General features: G+C 60.0%; 23 protein-coding genes and 1 riboswitch. Of the genes, 4 read left to right on the forward strand and 19 right to left on the reverse strand.

The genetic code is table 11. The annotated features are described in order from the left end of the window. The first annotated feature begins 28 nt into the window (after positions 1-28). Positions 29-238 carry a transcription antiterminator/RNA stability regulator CspE gene (cspE, locus tag WA302_RS01890; protein WP_004940030.1) on the forward strand — a complete coding sequence of 70 codons (210 nt, stop codon included), beginning with the start codon at positions 29-31 and terminating at the stop codon, positions 236-238. Between the two features lie 57 nt (positions 239-295). Here cspE and WA302_RS01895 read toward each other — a convergent pair whose 3' ends face one another. The 3 genes from WA302_RS01895 to crcB all read right to left on the reverse strand — a co-directional run bounded on the left by WA302_RS01895 (position 296) and on the right by crcB (position 2761). Continuing rightward, entirely contained in the window at positions 296-1486 is a 1191-nt protein-coding gene (locus tag WA302_RS01895; protein WP_043135743.1) for a multidrug effflux MFS transporter, read from the reverse strand. A 6-nt stretch (positions 1487-1492) separates the two neighbouring features. After that, positions 1493-2089 (reverse strand): TetR/AcrR family transcriptional regulator, encoded by a 597-nt coding sequence (locus WA302_RS01900; protein WP_025301831.1) that lies wholly within the window; start codon positions 2087-2089, stop codon positions 1493-1495. 288 nt (positions 2090-2377) lie between these two features. Beyond that, entirely contained in the window at positions 2378-2761 is a 384-nt protein-coding gene (gene crcB, locus WA302_RS01905) for a fluoride efflux transporter CrcB (protein ID WP_016928782.1), read from the reverse strand. A 79-nt stretch (positions 2762-2840) separates the two neighbouring features. Further along, positions 2841-2903: riboswitch (Fluoride riboswitch) on the reverse strand. Positions 2904-2985: 82 nt separating this feature from the next. On the opposite strand from crcB, the gene WA302_RS01910 reads away from it, so the two are divergent. Beyond that, positions 2986-3414: a GNAT family N-acetyltransferase gene (locus WA302_RS01910; RefSeq protein ID WP_049206182.1), complete on the forward strand. Its 429-nt coding sequence runs from the start codon at positions 2986-2988 to the stop codon at positions 3412-3414. Position 3415: 1 nt separating this feature from the next. Here the strand turns inward: WA302_RS01910 and WA302_RS01915 are convergent, their stop codons facing one another. Continuing rightward, complete coding sequence (locus WA302_RS01915; RefSeq protein WP_049206181.1) at positions 3416-4483, reverse strand: diguanylate cyclase; 1068 nt, start codon at positions 4481-4483, stop codon at positions 3416-3418. A gap of 218 nt (positions 4484-4701) precedes the next feature. Here WA302_RS01915 and tatA point away from each other — a divergent pair, with 218 nt between their 5' ends. Next, entirely contained in the window at positions 4702-4917 is a 216-nt protein-coding gene (tatA, locus tag WA302_RS01920) for a Sec-independent protein translocase subunit TatA (protein ID WP_025301834.1), read from the forward strand. 93 nt (positions 4918-5010) lie between these two features. Here the strand turns inward: tatA and lipA are convergent, their stop codons facing one another. From lipA to leuS, 13 genes are all read right to left on the reverse strand, one after another. Beyond that, the gene (lipA, locus tag WA302_RS01925) at positions 5011-5976 is read right to left on the reverse strand and encodes a lipoyl synthase (protein WP_025301835.1); all 966 of its coding nucleotides are present in this window, start codon (positions 5974-5976) and stop codon (positions 5011-5013) included. Continuing rightward, a complete protein-coding gene (gene lipB, locus WA302_RS01930; protein ID WP_049206180.1) occupies positions 5969-6637 on the reverse strand; it encodes a lipoyl(octanoyl) transferase LipB in 669 nt (222 codons plus the stop codon). Before lipB ends, lipA begins: the two co-directional genes overlap by 8 nt. A 134-nt stretch (positions 6638-6771) precedes the next feature. Then, positions 6772-7038 carry a DUF493 family protein YbeD gene (gene ybeD / locus WA302_RS01935; protein WP_004940012.1) on the reverse strand — a complete coding sequence of 89 codons (267 nt, stop codon included), beginning with the start codon at positions 7036-7038 and terminating at the stop codon, positions 6772-6774. Positions 7039-7142: 104 nt separating this feature from the next. After that, positions 7143-8354 carry a D-alanyl-D-alanine carboxypeptidase DacA gene (gene dacA / locus WA302_RS01940; RefSeq protein WP_004940010.1) on the reverse strand — a complete coding sequence of 404 codons (1212 nt, stop codon included), beginning with the start codon at positions 8352-8354 and terminating at the stop codon, positions 7143-7145. 180 nt (positions 8355-8534) lie between these two features. Next, positions 8535-9620 (reverse strand): endolytic peptidoglycan transglycosylase RlpA, encoded by a 1086-nt coding sequence (rlpA, locus tag WA302_RS01945; RefSeq protein WP_025301837.1) that lies wholly within the window; start codon positions 9618-9620, stop codon positions 8535-8537. A 10-nt stretch (positions 9621-9630) separates the two neighbouring features. Next, a complete protein-coding gene (gene mrdB / locus WA302_RS01950) occupies positions 9631-10743 on the reverse strand; it encodes a peptidoglycan glycosyltransferase MrdB (RefSeq protein WP_004940006.1) in 1113 nt (370 codons plus the stop codon). Between the two features lie 8 nt (positions 10744-10751). Beyond that, positions 10752-12647 carry a peptidoglycan DD-transpeptidase MrdA gene (gene mrdA, locus WA302_RS01955; RefSeq protein ID WP_025301838.1) on the reverse strand — a complete coding sequence of 632 codons (1896 nt, stop codon included), beginning with the start codon at positions 12645-12647 and terminating at the stop codon, positions 10752-10754. Positions 12648-12685: 38 nt separating this feature from the next. Next, on the reverse strand, positions 12686-13156 hold the full coding sequence (rlmH, locus tag WA302_RS01960) for a 23S rRNA (pseudouridine(1915)-N(3))-methyltransferase RlmH (protein ID WP_004940002.1): 471 nt from the start codon (positions 13154-13156) through the stop codon (positions 12686-12688). A gap of 3 nt (positions 13157-13159) precedes the next feature. Beyond that, positions 13160-13477: a ribosome silencing factor gene (gene rsfS, locus WA302_RS01965; protein WP_025301839.1), complete on the reverse strand. Its 318-nt coding sequence runs from the start codon at positions 13475-13477 to the stop codon at positions 13160-13162. Between the two features lie 194 nt (positions 13478-13671). Beyond that, on the reverse strand, positions 13672-14334 hold the full coding sequence (nadD, locus tag WA302_RS01970) for a nicotinate-nucleotide adenylyltransferase (protein WP_025301840.1): 663 nt from the start codon (positions 14332-14334) through the stop codon (positions 13672-13674). Further along, positions 14324-15358, reverse strand: coding sequence for a DNA polymerase III subunit delta (gene holA / locus WA302_RS01975; protein WP_025301841.1), 1035 nt, complete (start codon positions 15356-15358; stop codon positions 14324-14326). Before holA ends, nadD begins: the two co-directional genes overlap by 11 nt. After that, positions 15355-15915, reverse strand: coding sequence for an LPS assembly lipoprotein LptE (lptE, locus tag WA302_RS01980; protein ID WP_025301842.1), 561 nt, complete (start codon positions 15913-15915; stop codon positions 15355-15357). Before lptE ends, holA begins: the two co-directional genes overlap by 4 nt. Before the next feature lie 14 nt (positions 15916-15929). Next, positions 15930-18512 carry a leucine--tRNA ligase gene (leuS, locus tag WA302_RS01985; RefSeq protein WP_043135757.1) on the reverse strand — a complete coding sequence of 861 codons (2583 nt, stop codon included), beginning with the start codon at positions 18510-18512 and terminating at the stop codon, positions 15930-15932. Between the two features lie 285 nt (positions 18513-18797). On the opposite strand from leuS, the gene WA302_RS01990 reads away from it, so the two are divergent. Beyond that, the gene (locus WA302_RS01990; protein ID WP_025301844.1) at positions 18798-19280 is read left to right on the forward strand and encodes a zinc ribbon-containing protein; all 483 of its coding nucleotides are present in this window, start codon (positions 18798-18800) and stop codon (positions 19278-19280) included. Between the two features lie 40 nt (positions 19281-19320). On the opposite strand, the gene WA302_RS01995 is transcribed toward WA302_RS01990, so the two are convergent. Together WA302_RS01995 and rihA are read right to left on the reverse strand one after the other, a co-directional pair. Further along, on the reverse strand, positions 19321-20025 hold the full coding sequence (locus tag WA302_RS01995; protein ID WP_261456731.1) for an FMN-dependent NADH-azoreductase: 705 nt from the start codon (positions 20023-20025) through the stop codon (positions 19321-19323). A gap of 148 nt (positions 20026-20173) precedes the next feature. Next, complete coding sequence (gene rihA / locus WA302_RS02000; RefSeq protein WP_043135761.1) at positions 20174-21106, reverse strand: pyrimidine-specific ribonucleoside hydrolase RihA; 933 nt, start codon at positions 21104-21106, stop codon at positions 20174-20176. Positions 21107-21160 lie beyond the last annotated feature (54 nt).

Raw genomic sequence — 21160 nt, forward strand, 5'->3', positions numbered from 1 at the left:
TCTTTCATTCACGTTAAAGGTAAGTTTGATGTCTAAGATTAAAGGTAGCGTTAAGTGGTTTAATGAATCCAAAGGCTTCGGTTTCATTACTCCGGAAGATGGTAGCAAGGACGTTTTCGTCCACTTCTCTGCCATCGTTAGCAACGGTTTCAAAACGCTTGCTGAAGGCCAGCGTGTAGAATTTGAAATCACGAACGGTGCCAAGGGCCCATCTGCCGCTAACGTTACTGCTATCTAAGCTGCGTAGCTGAATTTCTTAAAACCCGCTCATTGAGCGGGTTTTTTATTGGGCGCGTTATGCGTCGTTGCGGCGGGCCAACAGGCCGAACAGCAGGATGGCGATGGCGTAACAGCCGACGATGGTCAGCGCCATCGACAGGCCCGAGGTGCCGCCCAGCCCGGTGAGCGGCACGGCGCAGGCGCCGAGGGCGAACATGCACACGCCGATCAAGGCCGAGGCGCTGCCCGCTTTGTCTCCCTGGCTTTGCATCGCCAGCGAAGAGGCGGTCGGGCCGACGATGCCGATCACCGCTACCGAGAAGAACAGCGGCACCAGCAACACGACCAGCGGCGCATGCAGCGCGGCGGCCAACAGCAGCAACAGCGACGCGACGGCCGCCAGCGTTAACCCGCCCCTCAACACCCGGCGTTCCCCCCAACGCGCACTGAGACGGCTGGCCAGCTGTGCCGCAATGATCAAGCCGACGCCGTTAATGGCGAAGCATAGGCTGAACATCTGCGGGCTGAGGCCGTAGATCTGCTGCAAGACGAAAGGCGAGGCGCCGATATAGGCGAACATGCCGGCCATCACGAAGCCCTGTGTCAGGCACAGGCCCATGAAATAGCGCTGGGTCAGCAACCCGCCGAGCGACATCAGCATCGCCAGGATACCGCCCTGGCTGCGGCGCTCGACCGGCAGGGATTCGCGCAGCTTCAGCGCCGACAGGCTGAACAGCAGCACGGCGATGGCCGCCAGCACGCCGAAGATACCGCGCCAATTCATTACCTGCAGCATCACGCCGCCCAGCACCGGTGCGACGATCGGCGCCAGGCCGTTGACCAGCATCAGCAAGGCGAAGAAACGGGTCAGCTCATGGCCGGCGTACAGATCGCGAGCAATGGCGCGGGAAATCACCGCGCCGCCGGCGCCGGCGATGCCCTGGAGTAGGCGGGCGATCAGCAGTTGGTCGATGCTGGGCGCGAGGGCACACCACAGCGAAGCGCCCAGCAGCAGGATCAGCGACAGCAGCAGCGGGCGCATGCGGCCCAGTTTGTCGCTGTAAGGGCCGAAAATCAGCTGGCCGACGCCCAGGCCGAGCAGCCCGGTGGTCAGGCTGAGCTGCGCGGCGGCGGTAGAGGTATTCAGCTCACCCGCCATTTCCGGCAGGGCGGGCAGGTAGAGATCGGTGCACAGCGGCCCCAGCGCGGCCAGCAGGCCAAGCACGACGGCGTACACCAGACGCTGTCTGGCTAAGTGTTTGGTCATGGGAGATTAGAGTTTCCTGAACAGGTGAGAAATGGCCTGCTGATACAGATCGCGCAGCAGGGACGCATCGGCTTTTTGCGTGGTAAGGATACGGTAACCGGTGCCTTCGCTCATGACGGCGATAAATTCCACCCGCGCGGCGATCTCTTCCGCGCTGAAATGGGGATACAGCCGCTGCAGATTGTGGCACACGTGGCGAAACAGCCGCGCTTCCGCATCGCTGAGCAGTTTGGCCACCACCGGGTTGCGCGTGGCCTCGGCGGTCACTTCCAGCATCAGCATGTGATCGGTTTCGCTCTCGCCCGGCTGCTGAAACAGCGTGCGCGCCGCCAACGTGCCGGCGATCAGGTTGATGTGATCGCCAAGGTTTTCCAGTCGCTGCATCTTGTTAGTGATGATGCGGTTGACGATCTCTTCGATAATCGCGTCTTTATTGGCGAAATAACGATAGATTTGACCGACGCTGAGCTGCGAGCCTTGGGCGATCTCCGCCATGCTGGCGGCGTGGAAGCCGTGGCGGCGGAAACTGATTTTCGCCGCTTCGACGATCTGATCGCGGCGCGCCTGCACCTTGGCCTGTTTACTGTCGTTGGGGGAGAGCATCTGCCCGATCCTTTGCTACGCGTGAGCCGGGTTCACATTTTTGGGTGTGAACGTTCATTCTCAATTGTAGTGTAAACGGCCGGAAAGACGCAAGATGAACGCGTGCTGCGGGTAAGGGCGCTTAAGCGAACAGGTAGGATTTGATAAAGGCGGCGACGATCAGGACGCACAGCGCAATGGCAATCGCTTCGGCGGCGGTTTTCGGCAGGCTAAACATAGCGGTTTCTCATCCAGTCAGGAGTACTGGATGAGATTATGCGCATGCAAGATTAAGGAAACATTAAGGGCTTAGCGCCCGTTGAGCCACATCACCAGCATAAAGGCCAGCAGCGTCATCGCCAGCGAGCCGGCCAGGTTGAGCAGCATGTTGGCCAGCGCCCAGCCGAAGCGGCCATCTTGCATCAGGTATACCACCTCCAGCGAAAAGGTGGAGAAGGTAGTCAGGCCGCCGCAGAATCCGGTGGTAATCAGTAATTTCCAGGTGGGATCCAGATGCGTCATGCGGGTGAAAATCGCCATCGCCAGACCGATGATAAAACCACCGATCAGATTGACCATCAGCGTACCGAGCGGAATGTGGGCATTCAGCGGATTCATTTTCATGCTTACCGCCCAGCGCAAAACGCTGCCGACGCCGCCGCCGATAAATACGGCCAGTAAAGAACTCAACATGGGGCAACTACCTTTCAATCAGAGAAATTCACGGGACTCGGAAAGGGACAGGCGTAACGCTACGCGCCTCTCTCCGAGAGGTTACGTAGACATCATCAGCCTGTGAAGGCGGTTAGGGAGGAATGTCATCTCCAGCGTGCCGCACGGCCTTTTTTGCCGTACCCGGTGGATGTTACACCTAACGCCATCTATTTTGTAGTATCGACACTCTGCGAGGTCACCCTATGCAAATCAGAACGGCGCGCCTGAGCGATCGCCATGCTATCGCCGAATTAATGACGGCGTTGGATTATCCCGGCACCGAGGCGTTTCTGACGCAGCGCATGCAGCAACTGTTGGCGCATCCGGATGAGGCGCTGCTGGTGGCGACGGACGGGGAGCAGGTGTTGGGCGTGTTGTCGCTGCATTTCCTGCCGCAGCTGGCGTTGGCCGGCGACATTGGCCGCATCAGCTATTTTTGCGTCGATGACCGAGCGCGCGGCGCGGGCGTAGGCCGGCGGCTGCTGGCGGAGGGCGAGGCGCTGGCGCACCGTCGCGGCTGCGATCGGTTAGAGGTCCATTGCCACAGTCGCCGCGAGCGAGCGCATACGTTTTACCGGCGCGAAGGCTTTGTCGAAGCGCCGAAGTATTTTGCCAAGTTATTAAGTCAGTAAGTTACTCCCCTGGCGGCACTGCCGTTTCCAGCCGGTTGCGGCCATTATGCTTCGCCCGATAGAGCGCACCGTCGGCCGCTTTCAGCCAGTCAAGATAGCCGCCCAGCGCGGGGTGGTAGTTAGCGATGCCTGCGCTGATCTGCAGCCGCAGCTGCGGCGCCTCCTTGAAACTGACCGCGTCCAGCCGCTGCTGGATGCGGTGCAGGACGATTTCCGCCTGTTCGGCGTTAGTGTTCGGCAGCACCGCGCCAAACTCGTCGCCGCCGTAGCGCCCGACGATATCCACGTTGCGCAAGCCGATCAGCAGCTCTTCCGCCAATACCGCCAGGGCTTCATCCCCCAGCGCATGGCCGAAGGTGTCGTTGATGGTTTTGAAGCGGTCGATGTCCATCAGGATCAGCGTGGCGTTGTCCTGGTAGCGGCGGCAGCTATCGAACTGGCGATGCAGAAGATGTTCCCAGTGGCGACGGTTATATAAGCCGGTCAGCCCATCGCGGGTGCTGATGCGTTGCAGCTCCTGTTTTTTTTCCGCCAGCCGTTTGGCGGTGCGGTAGGTCACCAGCCCCAGCAACGTCGGATAAAGGTAGATCATCGGCAGGCACAGATAGACTTGCAGCGGCGTGCTGTATGGATGAAACGGGAAGCCGAGCAGCGCGCCGGTGAGCATCGCCGTGGCCAATTGAATCGCCAATCCTTTGACAAACAGCGCTTTGCCGGCCGAAGCGATGTTGTTCATGCTCATCATCGACAGGATGACGATCGCCGGCAGGGCATTGAATGCCATCATCGCTGCCCAGAAGCCGCCGAAGGCGGAGTCGATCAAGAGGTTGCGGATCTCGGCTTTGAACGGATCTTTGGCGCGGTAGGCCAGGCGATAGGCCAGATGCGGCCAGAGAAAGCCGTGAAAGGCCAGCAATAGCCAGACCGCCGCGGGCGGAGCCAAGGGATAGAGCGCGGCGCAAACGCAGATAAACCCGAGCCCCAGACCGGCGACGCGGGGCAGATAGGTGCGTTTGGCGAAGCTGAGGCCGGATTTTCGGGCATCGAAAATGGATGGGGCAATATACATCCGGCATCTCCCTGATGAGTATCACGGCAGCGTATCATGCGGGTGATAAACTAAGAATAGTCTGGGATTCACGCCGCGAGGTTGCGTGACATTCCTGCAACGGATCTCACTCTGTTACATGTTGCGGTTGTGTGAGCCGAAGGAAAGTCGCTAAATATTCGCAGGCAAGGTCAGTTTTTCTCGCTGTTCACACAGCGCTCTATGATAAGAAGGTGAGTATGGAAGGTATCAGCATTACCAAACTTCTGGTGATTGCGGTGTTGGTGATTTTACTGTTCGGCACCAGCAAACTGCGCACGCTCGGCGCCGATCTTGGCGCGGCGCTGAAAGGCTTTAAAAAAGCGGTGGGCGACGACAGCACGCCGCCGGCCGCCGGCAACAGCACCGCCGAGAGCCAGTCCGCTCAGCAGAGCGTCGAAAAGAAAGACGTTTAATTCCGTCTGACTGCTCGCAATAAAAAACGGATGCCTTGCGGACATCCGTTTTTTGGCGTTTCCGCCGTCTTTAGCGTAACAAACTATTACACGTTATTTCACTTCCATCCCTTTGGCCTGCAGATCGGCGTGGTAAGACGAACGCACGAACGGGCCGCAGGCGGCGTGGGTGAAGCCCATCGCCATCGCTTCTTCTTTCATCTCGTCAAACTCGGCCGGGCTGACGTAGCGCTGCACCGGCAGGTGGTGACGGCTCGGCTGCAGGTACTGGCCCAGCGTCAGCATGGTCACGCCGTGGCGACGCAGATCGCGCATCACTTCAACGATTTCCGCGTTGGTTTCGCCCAGGCCGACCATCAGGCCGGATTTGGTCGGGATATCCGGGTGAGCTTCTTTAAAGCGCTCCAGCAGCTTCAGCGACCACTCATAGTTGGCGCCCGGGCGCACCTGGCGGTAGACGCGCGGCACGTTTTCCAGGTTGTGGTTAAACACGTCCGGCGGCGTGGCGGTGAGGATCTCCAGAGCGCGATCCATACGGCCGCGGAAGTCCGGCACCAGCGTTTCAATTTTGATGTTCGGACTCTTGGCGCGGATGGCCGAGATGCAGTCGGCAAAGTGCTGAGCACCGCCGTCGCGCAGGTCGTCGCGGTCAACCGAGGTGATCACCACGTAACGCAGCGCCATGTCGGCGATGGTTTGCGCCAGCTTTTCCGGCTCGTTAGCGTCCGGCGCGATCGGGCGGCCGTGGGCCACGTCGCAGAACGGGCAGCGGCGGGTGCAGATAGCGCCGAGGATCATAAAGGTGGCGGTACCGTGGTTGAAACACTCGGACAGGTTAGGGCACGAGGCTTCCTCACAGACGGAGTGCAGGCCGTTTTTACGCATCGCGGCTTTGATGCCCTGAATGCGCGTTGAGTCGGCAGGCAGTTTGATCTTCATCCACTCGGGTTTACGCAACAGCTCCTGCCGTTCGGTGACCACCGTTTTGACCGGGATCAGCGCCATTTTGTCAGCATCGCGGTATTTGACGCCGCGTTCCATCTGAATTGGTTTACTCATAATCGTGCAGGTTCCAGTTACGAAGCTCGACCGTCTGGTAGCCGAGTAAATGAACAAATTCCTGTACCAGGATTGGGTGTATGTCTTCAAGGCCAACGCCGGGCGCCAGCGCGCTGACCTGCGTCATCTGCATGCCGGCGTAACCGCAAGGGTTGATGCGTTGGAAGGGGCTGAGATCCATCGCCACATTCAGGGCCAGGCCGTGGAATGAGCTGCCTTTGCGGATCCGCAAACCCAACGAACAGATTTTCTGCTCCCCCACGTACACGCCAGGCGCATCCGGACGGGCGCGCGATGCGAGGCGAAAGTGGGCGAGGGTGTTGATAACCGTATCTTCTATCGCCGTGACCAATTGACGTACGCCGACCTTGTTGCGTTTCAGATCGACCATCACGTACATCACTTGCTGACCCGGCCCGTGGTAGGTCACCTGGCCGCCGCGATCGCTCTGGACAACCGGGATGTCGCCGGGCATCAGCACGTGTTCTGCCTTGCCGGCCTGGCCTTGGGTGAACACCGGGTGATGCTGTACCAGCCACAGTTCGTCCGGCGTAGTCTCGGTACGACTGTCGGTGAAGTTATGCATGGCTTGGGATACAGGCGCGTAGGGCTGCAACCCCAGCTGACGCAAAATGATCTTGTCTGGTTGCAAAAGAGTCATCGTCAGGTTACAGAAGTGGTAAAGCCATTATACCGGGCGCTCCGGCTTGCGGCCAGCCTTTCGCTGACCAAAAATGCGCAACCCGGGAAGACGCTGCGCCATCCCGGGTTGATAAGCAGGGGTTTATGCTGGAATTACAGCACCATGCGAACAATTTCAATGTTGCCTAACTCTTCGTACAGGGTTTCGACCTGCTCGATGTGAGTGGCATTGATGGTGATGGAGACGGAGTGGTAGTTGCCTTTGCTGCTTGGCTTGACCTGCGGGTTGTAATCGCCCGGCGCATGGCGCTGCACCACTTCAACTACCTGGTCAACCAGCTCAGGCTGCGCCAGGCCCATCACCTTGTAGGTAAACGAGCAAGGGAATTCGAGCAGTTCGTTCAGTTTAGTTTTTTGCATGTGCGTGCGCTCCAGAGTGCTAGCTAATCTATAAATTATAACTCCCGCCGGGGCGGGAGTTAATGTTATTCAGTATATGGGGGCAATTTCGCCCGTTTCAACCATTAACCGAACCAGTGGTGGAACATCAGTTTGATGTAGTCCACGATGCGGCTGAAGAAGCCGCCTTCTTTCACTTCGTTCATCACCACCAGCGGGCGCTGATCGATGGTTTTGCCGTCCAGCTGGAAGTTGATGCTGCCCACCACCTGGTTTTTCGCCAGCGGCGCGTGAATTTCCGGCGTGTTCAGCACGTAGCTGGCCTTCAGATCTTTCATGCGGCCGCGCGGAATGGTCAGGTAGACGTCTTTGTCCACGCCGAGCTCAACGCGGTCGGCATCGCCGAACCAGACAGGCTCGGAGGCGAACTCTTTACCGACTTTCAGCGGCGCCACGGTTTCGAAGAAGCGGAAGCCCCAGGTCAGCAGTTTCTTGCTTTCGGCTTCACGGCCTTTGTAGGTGCGGCCGCCCATCACGGCGGAGATCAGGCGCATTTGGCCTTCGGTCGCCGAAGCCACCAGGTTGTAACCCGCCGCGTCGGTATGGCCGGTTTTGATGCCGTCGACGTTCAGGCTGTTATCCCACAGCAGACCGTTGCGGTTCATCTGGCGGATATTGTTGAAGGTGAACTCTTTTTCTTTGTAGATCGCGTACTCTTCCGGCACGTCGCGGATCAGCGCCTGGCCGATCAGAGCCATGTCGCGCGCCGAACTGTACTGGCCCTGGGCATCCAGGCCGTGTACCGTCTGGAAGTGAGTGTTCTGCAGGCCCAGCTTGCTGACGTAGGTGTTCATCAGGTTAACGAACGCGTCCTGGCTGCCGGCGACGTAGTCGGCCATCGCCACGCAGGCGTCGTTACCGGACTGCAGGTTGATGCCGCGGGTCAGTTTGGAGACCGGCACGCGATCGCCCGGCTTCAGGAACATCAGCGAGGAGCCTTTGAACACCGGGTTGCCGGTCGCCCAGGCGTCCTGGCCGACGGTCACCAGATCGTCCTGGCCGATTTTACCCGCTTTCAGCGCCTGGCCGATGACGTAGCTGGTCATCATTTTGGTCAGGCTGGCCGGATCGCGACGCGCATCGGCGTTCATCTCGGCCAGCACCTTGCCGGAGTTGTAATCAATCAGGATGTACGCTTCCGCATCGATCTGCGGGACACCTGGGATCATGGTTTTGATGTTAACGTCATCGGCGTGCGCAACGGAGGCTGCGCTCATTGCGATAACGGTGCCGAGGGCGATGCTTTTGATTAAGCGAAAAGAAGTTACTTGTTTCATGATCGGGACTACAACATCCGTGAAAGTAAAGTTAAAAAACGAGCCACACTATAGCAGATGCGATCCCGGCAGGCATTACCCATTCATCTGACTAATTGCGGTTAGTGCCCTTTTAGCTGCAAGAAAATGTTTCAGCTAAATAACCGCTTATCGGCCGTGAATGCCCACCGGGCTTAATGCTCAGGGTGCAGCAGTAACGAAAGACTGTTGTTGCGCTTCGCTCGCCAGGCGTTGCTGCAGCTGGGCCGCCTGCTGACGGCTGCTGAACGGGCCGAGCTGGACGCGATAAACGTTGCCGTTGGCCGCCACTTTGCCCGGGACGCCAAACTGTTGGCTCAGGCTTTGCTGCCAGCTCTGGGCACGCTCGGCGCTGCTCAGCGCACCGACCTGTACCACGTAACCGCCGGAGGAGGAAGCGGCAGCCATGCCGGCAGCTGCGGCGCCGGCCGCGACCGGTGCAGCCACGGCGGCGGCTTCAGGCTCCGAACCTTCCAGCACGCCGGCCGGCAATGCGCTTGGCGCGCCGAGGAAACCGCTGCGGCCGCTACCGGCGTTGCCGCCGGTTGCTGGGGCGTTGTCGTCGTCGGTGCGCAGGGTGCTGTTATCGATCGGGCGTACCGCCGCGCCGCTGGCGACCGGCACGTCCTGTTGGATGGGGGTGCCCATGCCGCTGGCGCCGAGATCCGGGCGCGACGGCAGGGCATAGCTCTGCTTCGCCACGATGGTACCGATGGTGCCTGGGCCGCTCAGCGTGCCGTCCGGCGCCACGTTGATGAAATCGACTTTGACCTTGGTGTTGTTCGACAGGTTGAGGCGATCGGCGGCGGCTTTCGACAGATCGATAATACGGCCCTTGGTGTAAGGCCCGCGATCGTTGACCCGCACCACCAGCTGACGGCCGTTGGCCAGGTTAGTGACGCGCACATAGCTTGGGATCGGTAAGGTCGGGTGCGCCGCAGTCAGACCGTTGGGGTCGAACTGCTCGCCCAGCGCCGTGGTGTTGCCGTTGGCTTCTTCGCCATACCAGGCCGCCAGGCCGGTCTGCGAGAAGTTCTGCGGATCTTTTACGATGCGGTAAGTATCGCCATTAACCTTATAATCCTGCATGTTATTAGGGTTATAGGGTTCATATTGAGGCTCGACGCCACCGATCTCCACCACCGGGCCGTTGTACGGCTGCTGTGGTGCCTGCTGTTCCGTGGTCGGGGCGGTACAGGCGGAGAGCAACACCGCCGCGACGCCGATCCAAAGCCATTCCTTACGCATTACTCACCTCTTATAAACTTTTAGACAGCATTTTCCGATGCGTGTGGATCGACATGATGATGCCGAAACCGGCCATCAATACTATCAGCGCCGAACCCCCGTAACTGACCAGAGGCAAAGGTACGCCAACTACCGGCAAAATGCCACTGACCATACCGATGTTAACAAAGACATAAACGAACAAAATCAGCATCAAGCCGCCGACCATCACGCGGCCAAAGGTGGTTTGCGCCTTGGCGGCGATCATCAGCCCGCGAATGATCACCAGCAGGTAGAGCGCCAGCAGCACCAATACCCCGATCAGCCCCAGCTCTTCGGCCAACACGGCGAAGATAAAGTCGGTATGGCGCTCCGGCAGAAACTCCAGCTGCGACTGGGTGCCGTGCAGCCAGCCCTTGCCGGACAGGCCGCCGGAGCCGATGGCTATCTTGGATTGAATGATGTGATAGCCGGCGCCGAGTGGGTCGCTCTCCGGATCGAGCAGCATCATGACGCGGTCGCGCTGATAGCCGTGCATCAGGAAGAACCACAGCACCGGGATAAAGGCCGCCAGTGCGACGGCGGCGACGGCGATCAGCTTCCAGCTCATGCCCGACAGGAACAGCACGAACAGGCCGGAGGCGGCGATCAGGATCGAGGTGCCCAGATCTGGCTGCGCGGCCACCAGCAGCGTTGGCAGGAAGATCAGCACCAGCGCGATGGCGGTGTTTTTCAGCGAAGGCGGGCAGACATCGCGGTTCATAAAGCGCGCCACCATCAGCGGCACGGCGATCTTGGCGATTTCCGACGGCTGGAAGCGCACCACGCCGAGATCCAGCCAGCGCTGCGCGCCTTTACTTATCTGGCCGAAGGCATCCACGAGGATCAGCAAAATCACGCAGAAAATATACAGATAGGGCGCCCAGCTTTCGTACACGCGCGGCGGGATTTGCGCCATGACGGCCATCACGATCAGCCCCATGACGATCTGCCCGATCTTGCGCTCCATCATGCCGATGTCCTGGCCGCTGGCGCTCCACATCACGAAGGCGCTGTAGACCAACAGGGCCAGGATCAGCAGCAGGAACGTCGGGTCGATGTGGATTTTGGTCCAGATCGAGCCTTTTTGTTGGCTTTCAGTCATGTTCTACCTTAGTCACCTTCTACGCCAGGCGGCAGCGGGGCCTCGCTTGGCAATTGCGTATTGTTGTCGCCCAGCAGAATGTGGTCGAGGATCTGGCGGGTGATGGTTCCCACCGCCGGACCGGAGCCGCCGTTTTCCAGAATGATGGCGACCGACACCGTCGGATTGTTGAACGGTGCGAAGGCGGTCATCAGTTTGTGATCGCGCAGGTGCTCCGCCAGTTTGTGGGCGTTGTAGGTTTCATAGCCGAATACCTGTGCGGTACCCGATTTCGCCGCGGCTTTATAAGGTGCGTCCGCAAAGTATTTGCGCGCCGTCCCGTTCGGACGGTTGGCCACACCATACATGCCGTCTTTGGCAATTTCCCAGAAGCCGGAGTGAATATCGCCGATCTGCGTGCTCTCTTCCTGTTTGAACGGCACCAGCGCGCCGTTGACGCGGGTACTCTGCAGCAGGTGCGGCGTTTTGACGGTGCCGTCGTTGATCAGGGTGTTCAGCGCTTTGGCCATCTGGATCGGCGTGGCGGTCCAGTAACCCTGGCCGATACCCACCGGAATGGTGTCGCCCTGATACCACGGCTTTTTATAGCGTTTCAGCTTCCACTCGCGCGTCGGCATTAGGCCGGATCGTTCTTCGGACAGATCGATGCCGGTGTACTGGCCGTAACCGAATTTGGTCAGCCAGGTCGACAGCCGATCGATCCCCATGTCATAGGCGACCTGATAGAAATAGGTATCTGCGGACTCTTCCAGCGCCTTGGTGACGTTCAGGCGGCCGTGGCCCCATTTTTTCCAGTCGCGGAAGCGTTTTTCCGAGCCGGGCAGTTGCCACCAACCGGGATCGAACACCACGGTGTTTTTGGTGATCACTCCGGCGCTCAGCGCCGACACCGCGATGTAAGGCTTCACCGTTGATGCAGGCGGATAGACCCCCTGCGTGGCGCGGTTGATCAGCGGGCGATTCGGATCGTTCAACAGCCCCTGGTAGTCCTTGCTGGAAATGCCGTCGACGAACAGGTTTGGATCGTAACTCGGGTTGGACACCATCGCCAGGATGGCGCCGGTGCGTGGATCGCTCACCACCACCGCGGCGCGGCTGCCGACCAGCAACTGCTCGATATAGCGCTGCAAATCAAGATCGAGCGTCAGGTAAACGTCCTGACCGGCGGAAGGCGGCTGTTCGTGCAATTGGCGGATCACCCGGCCACGGTTGTTGACCTCGACCTCTTCATAGCCGGTTTTGCCGTGCAGCGTGTCTTCGTAATAGCGTTCGATACCCAGCTTGCCGATATCGTGGGTGGCGGCGTAGTTGGCCAGCTTGCCGTCTTTATCCAGGCGTTCGACGTCGCGGTCGTTGATCTTCGACACATAGCCGGTGACGTGGGTGAGGGCGGATCCGTAGGGGTAGTAGCGGCGTTGATAGCCCTTCACTTCCACGCCGGGGAAGCGGAACTGATTGACCGCAAAGCGGGCGACCTGCACCTCGGTTAGCGCGGTTTTCACCGGAATGGAGACGAAACGGCGCGAACGCTTGCGCTCTTTTTCGAAATTGGTGATGTCGTCGTCGGTCAGATCGACCACCGTGCGCAGCGCCTGCAGCGTGGCTTTGAGATCGTCAACCTTCTCCGGCATCAGTTCCAGCTGATAAATGGTGCGGTTGAGTGCCAGCGGGGTGCCGTTGCGATCGTAGATAATGCCGCGGCTGGGCGCGATGGGCACCAGCTTGATGCGGTTTTCGTTGGAGCGGGTGCGGTAATCCTCGACGCGGACCACTTGCAGATTATACAGGTTGGCGATCAGGATGCCGGACAGCACCAGGATGACCAGGAACGCCACCAGGGCGCGGCGTACAAACAGGGCGGATTCAGCCGTATAGTCGCGAAAAGGGTTACGTTCTATTTTCATCCCGCTGCTTTATTTCACTCTGTCACGGTCACCACCGGCTATTCCCGGTGGTAAGGATGATTTGTTGTAATACTCCAGGCGCGGTAGAGGCTTTCGGCCACCAGGACGCGCACCAAAGGATGCGGCAGCGTCAACGGAGAAAGCGACCAGCTCTGCTCGGCAGCGGCTTTGCAGGCGGGCGCCAGCCCTTCCGGGCCGCCGATCAGCAGGCTGACGTTGCGGCCATCCTGCTTCCAGCGCTCAAGCTGCTGCGCCAGCTGCGGCGTTTCCCACGGCGTGCCTGGGATATCCAGCGTAACGATGCGGTTGCCTTTGCCCACCGCCGCCAGCATCTGTTCGCCTTCCTTGTCCAGAATGCGTTTGATGTCGGCGTTTTTGCCGCGTTTGCCCGCCGGGATCTCGGTCAGCTCAAACGGCATATCTTTGGGAAAGCGGTGCAGGTAATCCATAAAGCCGGTTTGCACCCAGTCTGGCATTTTGGTGCCGACCGCCACCAATTGCAGTTTCACCGCTTAGCTCCAGAGTTTTTCCAGCTCGTACAGGCGACGGCTTTCTTCCTGCATCACGTGCACGATCACTTCGCCCAGATCGACCACGATCCAGTCGGAGGCTTCCTGGCCTTTCATGCCAAACAGCTCCATGCCTACGGCACGGGATTCCTGTACCACGTGGTTGGCGATCGACATCACGTGGCGAGTCGATGTGCCGGTGCAGATGATCATGCAATCAGTGATGCTGGATTTGCCCTGTACGTCCAGAGCGATAATGTCTTGGCCTTTCAGGTCATCGATTTTATCGATGACGAAATCTTGGAGCGCTTTACCTTGCAAAGGTTCCCCCTCGGGTGTGTTCTGTTCAGTCGACTGCAGCGGGCAACATGCGCACGCCGCGGCGTAACCGGATAATGGTTTCGGCAGGCTGCCGCTGAAAGCCAGCTAACTGGTGACTGCCCGGCCAGCTAAGGTTTCCGGGGTTTTCAGCGGATACCTGAAAAATAGCGGCGCAGTATATCACGCACCTTTCGCTAGCGATATAAACCCTGCAACTCGATATAGCGCTGCACCGGGCGTGGCAGCAGGTCGTCGCAGTTGAGGCCCTGATGGCGGCGCTGGCGGATCTCGGTGGCGGAAATTTCCAGTTCCGGCGTATCTGCCAGATAGATATGGCCGTGCGGGCGACGGCTGAGCAGCGCCGGATCGACGGTGCGATGGCGTTCCAGCCACTGCTGCAGTTCCGGTGTGTCCATGCGATCGTTATAGCCCGGGCGCGCCAGCACCAGCAGGTGGCAGACGTCCAACAGCGCCTGCCAGCGATGCCATTTATGCAATGTCAGCAGCGAGTCCTGGCCAATAATAAACGCCAGTGGCTGGGCGGCGCCACGCTCTTTACGAATCGTTTCCAACGTCTCGATGGTGTAGGAGGGGGTGGTGCGGTGCAGTTCGCGATCGTCGACCGCAAACAGCGGGTTGCCGGCGATCGCCAGCTCGACCATCTTCAGGCGTTGCTGCGCATTGGCCTCCGGCTGCGGGCGGTGCGGCGGCACGTGGTTAGGCAGCAGCGTGACGCGATTCAGACCCACTTCGGCGGCCAACGCTTCCACCGGCCGCAGGTGGCCGTAGTGGATCGGATCGAAGGTGCCGCCGAACAGCGCGTGCAAAACGGTGGGGTGTTCCGGATTAGTGGGCATCGCTAAAACTCGTGGCCAGGGGTTTGCCGCACAGCAGCATCGACAGGGTTTCCAGTTCCGGCCAGACCGACTGGCCATAGTCCTGCTTGAGGGTCAGCTCGATTTGCGTCAGCAGCTGTACCGCTTGCTGCAGCTGGGCGCCGGACAGGCGTTGCAGCGCCTGGGTCACCAGCGGGCGGCGATTCTGCCAGACCTTGTGCTGGTCGAACAGCGTGCGCAGCGGCGCGGACGCCTTGCGGCGCTGCAGCGTCAGCAACAGCAGCAGTTCGCGCTGTAAGGTGCGCAGCAGGATCACCGGCTCCACGTCCTCTTGCTGCAGCTGCTGCAAGATATGCCAGGCGCGCTTGCTTTTGCCGGCCAGCAGGGCATCCAGCCAGTGGAACGGCGTGAAGTGGGCGGCGTCGTTCACCGCCTGTTCGACGCGCGGCAGCGTGAGTTTGCCGTCCGGGTGCAGCAGCGACAGCCGCTCCAGCGCCTGCGACAGCGCCAGCAGGTTGCCTTCGTAGCAGTAGCACAACAGCTGATTGGCGGCGTCGTCCAATTCCAGCTTCATCGCCTTGGCGCGCGTGGCGACCCAGCGCGGCAGCTGTGCCTGTTCCGGCGTCTGGCAACTGACGAGGGCGCCGTGTGGGCTGAGCGCCTTGAACCAGGCGCTGTTTTCCTGCGCTTTGGTGAGGCGCGGGCCGCGCAGGATCAGCAGAATATCCTCGTGCAGCAGCGTGGCAAGCTTGGTCAGCTGTTCGCCGATCGGCGCCGTCGGGCCGTTTTCCGGGAAGATCAGCAGCAGCGTCTGGCGGCTGGCGAACAGGCTCATCGCCTGGCAGATGCCGAAGATGGCGTCCCAGTCGGTATGGGCGTCGAGGGAAATGCTGTAGTGCTCGCTGAACTGCTGCTGTTGCGCAGCCTGCCGGAGCAGATCCTGGCTTTCCTGCAGCAGTAGCGGTTCATTGCCGCTCAATAAATAACAAGCGCGCAGCCCCTCTCGGAGCTGCGCGGCAAGTTGTTCCGGATAAATGCGGATCATTGTGCGGTTTGGCTTGCCGCTCGTTCGCCGACGGCAGCGGCTTTCTGCCGGTTTTCTTCTTCCGCCGCGTGCACGGTCAGCAGTTTGCGCACCAGCTGTTGCGCCGCCTGCTCACGCATTTCCTGGCGAATGATCTCCTGCTCGGAGTCTTTGGCCAGCGCGGTCAGCGGGTTGTCGAAGAACGAACGGAACACTTTCACCGACAGCGGATACAGGTCGTGGCCCGGGAGCAGCACCTGCGCCTGCACGGTCAGCACCAACTGGTACTCGGCGGTTTTACCGTCCTGGAAGATCGAGGCGGTATCCTGGCTTTCCGTCGCGCCGAGGATGCGCAGGGAAGGCACGTCTTTACGCTTCGGATCGCTGACGATGGTCACGGCGTTCAGACGCAACTGCTCACGCACCGCGCGCGTCAACGGACCATAAGGGTCGGCGCTGTCCAGGATCAGCGTTTTCATTTCATTAGGCACCTGCGTGGTGCCACGCAGGTGAAAACCGCAGCCGGCGGTGACCAGCACCGCCAACCCCAGCAACAGCGTCAGAATACGTTGTCGCACAACTCCTCCTTGTGTTAACCCACAACCAGGTTAAGCAGTTTGCCCGGAACGTAGATCACTTTGCGAATCGTGACGCCGTCCAGATATTTAGCCACCAGATGCTCTTCGGCAGCGCGCGCGCGCACTTGCTCTTCGGTCGCATCGGCAGATACGGTGATTTTAGCGCGAACCTTGCCGTTCACCTGCACCACCACCAGCTTGGAGTCCTCGACCATCGCCTGTTCGTCGGCAACCGGCCATGGCGCGGTGTCCACGTCGCCTTCGCCGCCCAGCGACTGCCACAGGGTGAAGCACACGTGCGGGGTGAACGGATACAGCATGCGAACCACGGCCAGCAGCGCTTCCTGCAGCAGCGCGCGATCCTGCTCGCTCTCCTGCGGCGCGCGGGCCAGCTTGTTCATCAGCTCCATCACGGCGGCGATCGCGGTGTTGAAGGTCTGACGGCGGCCGACATCGTCGGTCACCTTGGCGATGGTTTTGTGCAGATCGCGGCGCAGCGCTTTCTGATCTTCGTTCAGCGCCGCCACGTCCAGCGGCTGTACCGCGCCTTTTGCCACGTGATCGTAGGCCAGTTTCCATACGCGTTTCAGGAAGCGGTTAGCCCCTTCTACGCCGGATTCCTGCCACTCCAGCGTCATTTCTGCCGGTGAAGCGAACATCATGAACAGACGCACGGTGTCCGCGCCGTATTTTTCCACCATTTCCTGCGGGTCGATGCCGTTGTTCTTCGACTTCGACATTTTGCTCATGCCAGCATAGACCAGTTCACGGCCTTGCGGATCGGTGGCCTTGATGATGCGGCCCTTGTCGTCGCGCTCGACCGTGGCGTCAACCGGAGATACCCAGACGCGCTCGCCGCTGTTGCCGGTGTAGTAGAAGGCGTCGGCCAGCACCATGCCCTGACACAGCAGGCGCTTGGCCGGCTCATCGGAATCCACCAGGCCCGCATCGCGCATCAGCTTGTGGAAGAAGCGGAAGTACATCAGGTGCATGATGGCGTGTTCGATACCGCCGATATATTGATCGACCGGCAGCCAGTAGTTAGCGGCGGCCGGATCCAGCATGCCCTGGTCATACTGCGGGCAGGTGTAGCGCGCGTAGTACCAGGAAGACTCCATAAAGGTGTCGAAAGTGTCGGTTTCACGCAGCGCCGGCTGGCCGTCAACGGTGGTCTTCGCCCACTCAGGGTCGGCCTTGATCGGGCTGGTGATGCCGTCCATGACCACGTCTTCCGGCAGGATCACCGGCAGCTGATCTTCCGGCGTCGGCATCACGGTGCCGTCTTCCAGCGTCACCATCGGGATTGGCGCGCCCCAGTAACGCTGACGGGAGACGCCCCAGTCGCGCAGACGGTAGTTGACCTTGCGCTGGCCCACGCCCTTGGCGACCAGTTTGTCGGCGATGGCGTTAAAGCCGGCTTCGTTGTCCAGACCGTCAAACTCGCCGGAGTTGAACAGCGCGCCTTTGTCGGTCATCGCTTCGGCGCTCACGTCAGGTTGGCTGCCGTCGAGGTTCAGGATCACCGGTTTGATCGGCAAATCGTATTTGGTGGCGAATTCCCAGTCGCGCTGGTCGTGCGCCGGTACCGCCATCACGGCGCCGGTGCCGTATTCCATCAGCACGAAGTTGGCGACCCACACCGGCAGCTTCTCGCCGCTCAGCGGGTGGACAACGAACAGGCCGGTTGGCATGCCTTTCTTCTCCATCGTCGCCATTTCGGCTTCGGCCACTTTGGTGTTGCGGCATTCGTCGATGAAGTCGGTCAGCGCCGGATTGTTGCGCGCGCCCTGTTGCGCCAGCGGGTGGCCCGCGGCGACCGCCACGTAGGTGGCGCCCATGAAGGTGTCGGGACGGGTGGTGTAAACCGTCAGCTTCTCTTCGCTGTCCGCCACGTCGAAGGTGATTTCCACGCCTTCGGAGCGGCCAATCCAGTTGCGCTGCATGGTTTTCACCTGCTCCGGCCAGCTTTCCAGCGTGTCCAGATCGTTCAGCAGCTGATCGGCGTAAGCGGTGATTTTGATGAACCACTGCGGGATCTCTTTACGCTCGACCTTGGTGTCGCAGCGCCAGCAGCAGCCGTCGATAACCTGTTCGTTGGCCAGCACGGTCAGATCGTGCGGACACCAGTTCACCGCCGAGGTCTTCTTGTAGACCAGGCCTTTTTCATACAGCTTGGTGAAGAACCACTGTTCCCAGCGGTAGTATTCCGGCTGGCAGGTAGCGATTTCGCGATCCCAGTCGTAGCCGAAGCCCAGCAGTTTCAGCTGGTTCTTCATGTATTCGATGTTGTCGTAGGTCCACGGGGCCGGTGCGGTGTTGTTTTTCACCGCCGCACCTTCCGCCGGCAGGCCGAACGCATCCCAGCCGATCGGCTGCAGTACGTTTTTACCCAGCATGCGCTGATAGCGCGAGATCACGTCGCCGATAGTGTAGTTACGAACGTGGCCCATGTGCAGTCGGCCGGACGGGTAAGGCAGCATGGATAGGCAGTAGTACTTTTCCTTGCTGTCGTCTTCGGTAACTTTGAAAGTCTGCTTCTCTTGCCAGTGAAGCTGTACGTTCGATTCTATGTCTTCTGGACGGTATTGCTCTTGCATGGCGGCCGGTGGTCCTGTAGGTGTAAACCGTTGCCCCGGTCAGAGGCAACGCAATGAACATTTAGTATTCGTAGATCCGCATAGCATAGCTGATAAGACCTCTCGGCAACAACTCCAAGCGCCTGACTCGGCGCATTTAAAAAAAACGCCGCCATGACGCGGCTCACAACCTGCGGATCCCGCGTCTTGCCAAGTGACATCAGTCATTTACGGCTAAAATAAGAACAAGTAGCTTAGGGGTATCCCTACAGCCAAGCCCGGCGCAGCGTTTATCGAGGAGAGTCTATGAACAAGGTTGCTCAGTATTACCGCGAATTGGTGGCATCACTGACCGAACGCCTGAAAAACGGTGAACGCGATATCGACGAACTGGTGGCCAGCGCGGAGCGGCGGTTGAACGAGGCCGAAGATCTGACCCGCGACGAGGTGCGGCAGGTGACGCAGGCGGTGCGGCGCGATCTGGAAGAGTTCGCCCGCAGCTATCAGGAAAGCCGGGACGAGTTTACCGACAGCGTGTTTATGCGGGTGATCAAAGAGAGCCTGTGGCAGGAACTGGCGGATATCACCGACAAAACCCAGCTGGAGTGGCGTGAAGTGTTCAAGGATGTCAGCCATCACGGCGTTTATCACAGCGGTGAAGTGGTGGGGTTGGGCAATCTGGTGTGCGAGCAGTGTCACTACCATCTGGCGTTTTACACGCCGGAGGTGCTGCCGCTTTGCCCGAAATGCGGTCACGACCAGTTCCAGCGTCGGCCGTTTGAGCCTTGATGACGTTCCCCGCCAGGGCGGGGAACACTAAGGCCGGCGTTTAACGGAACAGTTTCTTCAGCAGGTTGCTCAGGAAACCGCCGCTGACGGCTGCTGGGGCGGCTTGCGCCTGCGCCGGTGCGCTGGCCGGTACGGCGACGCCGGCCGGGATTTTCTGCGCGACCGCGACGCGGCTGTCCTGGGCGGCTTTCTCCGCCGCTTCCGGGCCGTAGGCGAAGCCCTCCGCCAGCACGAATTCAACGTCGGTGATGCCGATAAAGCCCAGGAACAGCTTCACGTACGGCGTGATCAGATCCGTCGGCGTGTCGGCGTGGATGCCGCCGCGGCTGGAGATGACGATCGCTTTCTTGCCCGTCACCAGCCCTTCGGCACCGGCGGAGGTGTAGCGGAACGTCTGACCGGCGCGGGCGATCAGATCGAAGTAGATTTTCAGCTGCGTCGGGATGTTGAAGTTGTACATCGGGGCGCTGATGATCAGCGTGTTGTGCGACTTCAGCTCGGCAATCAGCTCATCGGAAAGCGCCAGGGTGCTCTGCTGATGCGGCGTCAGCGGGTTGTCGCCGGCGGTAAAGCCAGCCATCACTTCGCCATCCAGCTCCGGCAGCGTTGGGTTAGCCAAGTCGCGCACGGTGAACGTGTCTTCTGGGTGAGCTTCACGCCATTGTTCAACAAAAAAATCGACTAATTTTCCAGACTGGGAATATTCACCCAGAATACTTGATTTCAGGACCAGTACGCGGCTCATTGGCTTATCTCCAGGCGAAGTTTAATCGGTGACGATGTCAGTCGGTGTAAACGCATGGTAGAGGCAAGCCATCAACAGTGATAGCGCAAAAATTCGCTGAGTTAAATCAAAAAAGTTGAAGGAGGGGCGCGAGCGCGCCCCGATGGGATCAATAACGCGCCAGGCGCTCGGCCAGCAGATCGATAAAACCCTCGCGGTTGATGCTGGTCAGCACTTCCACGTTGGCCGCGTTGCCGGTTTGCTGGAAATAGTCCACCACCGTCATGCCGACGGTGTATTCCCCTTTGGTCTCCACACCGACCCAGCGTTCTACGCCGGTGAACAGCTGCGGCGCCAGCAGCCAGGCGATGGTGCAGGGATCGTGCATCGCAGCGCCGGGCAGGCCGCGCGGATGGCTGAGGTACAGCGGCAGGTAAAAATCGAGCATCTCCGCGACCGCCTGCGCGACCGGATTGTCTATCTGGCGAATGCGCTCGATATCCTGCGGCAACACCAGCGCTTGATGGGTGACGTTCAGCCCAGCCATGGTCAGCGGCACCCCGGATTTCAGCACCATTTCGGCGGCTTCGGGATCGACGAAGATGTTGAACTCCGCGACAGGCGTAGTATTGCCGGCGTTCATACCGCCGCCCATGAATACGATGCGTTCGATATGGCTTTTCAGCTCGGCATGCTGGGCCAGCAGCAGGGCGATATTGGTCATCGGGCCGGTCACCACCAGGGTTATCGGCTGCGGGCTGGCGCGCAGCAAGTCGGCGATCAGCTCGACGGCGCCGCGGGGATCGGGTTTGATTGTCGGCGTCGGCAGGTGGGTGTTGCCCATGCCGGTTTTGCCGTGGACATAGTCGGCGATCACCAGTTCGCGCATCAGCGGGCCGCTGGCGCCGGCGGCGACCGGTATGTCCTCGCGCTGCATCAGGGTCAACAGGCCCAGCGCGTTATGCAGGGTTTTCTCCGGCGTCTGGTTGCCGGCGGAGGTGGTGATGGCTTTGATGTCCAGTTCTGACGAACGCAGCGCCATAGCCAGCGCGATGGCGTCGTCGAGGCCAGGATCGCAATCGATGATAATAGGGCGGGGCATGTTCTTTCTCCTCTGTTTGTTATCCAGCGAGCATCGGATCAAAACCGGGGAGAA

This window comes from Serratia sp. 201, assembly GCF_037027545.1.
In the GTDB taxonomy this organism is placed as follows: Bacteria; Pseudomonadota; Gammaproteobacteria; order Enterobacterales; family Enterobacteriaceae; genus Serratia; species Serratia bockelmannii.

What these genes read in the sequence shown, in the direction of transcription:
- lipA (WP_025301835.1), bottom strand. Translation starts at nt 5,976, where the DNA reads ATGAGTAAACCAATTCAGATGGAACGCGGCGTCAAATACCGCGATGCT.
- WA302_RS01895 (WP_043135743.1), bottom strand. Translation starts at nt 1,486, where the DNA reads ATGACCAAACACTTAGCCAGACAGCGTCTGGTGTACGCCGTCGTGCTT.
- WA302_RS01995 (WP_261456731.1), bottom strand. Translation starts at nt 20,025, where the DNA reads ATGAGCCGCGTACTGGTCCTGAAATCAAGTATTCTGGGTGAATATTCC.
- lipB (WP_049206180.1), bottom strand. Translation starts at nt 6,637, where the DNA reads ATGACTCTTTTGCAACCAGACAAGATCATTTTGCGTCAGCTGGGGTTG.
- rlpA (WP_025301837.1), bottom strand. Translation starts at nt 9,620, where the DNA reads ATGCGTAAGGAATGGCTTTGGATCGGCGTCGCGGCGGTGTTGCTCTCC.
- holA (WP_025301841.1), bottom strand. Translation starts at nt 15,358, where the DNA reads ATGATCCGCATTTATCCGGAACAACTTGCCGCGCAGCTCCGAGAGGGG.
- WA302_RS01990 (WP_025301844.1), top strand. Translation starts at nt 18,798, where the DNA reads ATGAACAAGGTTGCTCAGTATTACCGCGAATTGGTGGCATCACTGACC.
- leuS (WP_043135757.1), bottom strand. Translation starts at nt 18,512, where the DNA reads ATGCAAGAGCAATACCGTCCAGAAGACATAGAATCGAACGTACAGCTT.
- tatA (WP_025301834.1), top strand. Translation starts at nt 4,702, where the DNA reads ATGGAAGGTATCAGCATTACCAAACTTCTGGTGATTGCGGTGTTGGTG.
- crcB (WP_016928782.1), bottom strand. Translation starts at nt 2,761, where the DNA reads ATGTTGAGTTCTTTACTGGCCGTATTTATCGGCGGCGGCGTCGGCAGC.
- WA302_RS01900 (WP_025301831.1), bottom strand. Translation starts at nt 2,089, where the DNA reads ATGCTCTCCCCCAACGACAGTAAACAGGCCAAGGTGCAGGCGCGCCGC.
- mrdA (WP_025301838.1), bottom strand. Translation starts at nt 12,647, where the DNA reads ATGAAAATAGAACGTAACCCTTTTCGCGACTATACGGCTGAATCCGCC.
- rihA (WP_043135761.1), bottom strand. Translation starts at nt 21,106, where the DNA reads ATGCCCCGCCCTATTATCATCGATTGCGATCCTGGCCTCGACGACGCC.
- cspE (WP_004940030.1), top strand. Translation starts at nt 29, where the DNA reads ATGTCTAAGATTAAAGGTAGCGTTAAGTGGTTTAATGAATCCAAAGGC.
- nadD (WP_025301840.1), bottom strand. Translation starts at nt 14,334, where the DNA reads ATGCCCACTAATCCGGAACACCCCACCGTTTTGCACGCGCTGTTCGGC.
- ybeD (WP_004940012.1), bottom strand. Translation starts at nt 7,038, where the DNA reads ATGCAAAAAACTAAACTGAACGAACTGCTCGAATTCCCTTGCTCGTTT.
- WA302_RS01915 (WP_049206181.1), bottom strand. Translation starts at nt 4,483, where the DNA reads ATGTATATTGCCCCATCCATTTTCGATGCCCGAAAATCCGGCCTCAGC.
- WA302_RS01910 (WP_049206182.1), top strand. Translation starts at nt 2,986, where the DNA reads ATGCAAATCAGAACGGCGCGCCTGAGCGATCGCCATGCTATCGCCGAA.
- mrdB (WP_004940006.1), bottom strand. Translation starts at nt 10,743, where the DNA reads ATGACTGAAAGCCAACAAAAAGGCTCGATCTGGACCAAAATCCACATC.
- dacA (WP_004940010.1), bottom strand. Translation starts at nt 8,354, where the DNA reads ATGAAACAAGTAACTTCTTTTCGCTTAATCAAAAGCATCGCCCTCGGC.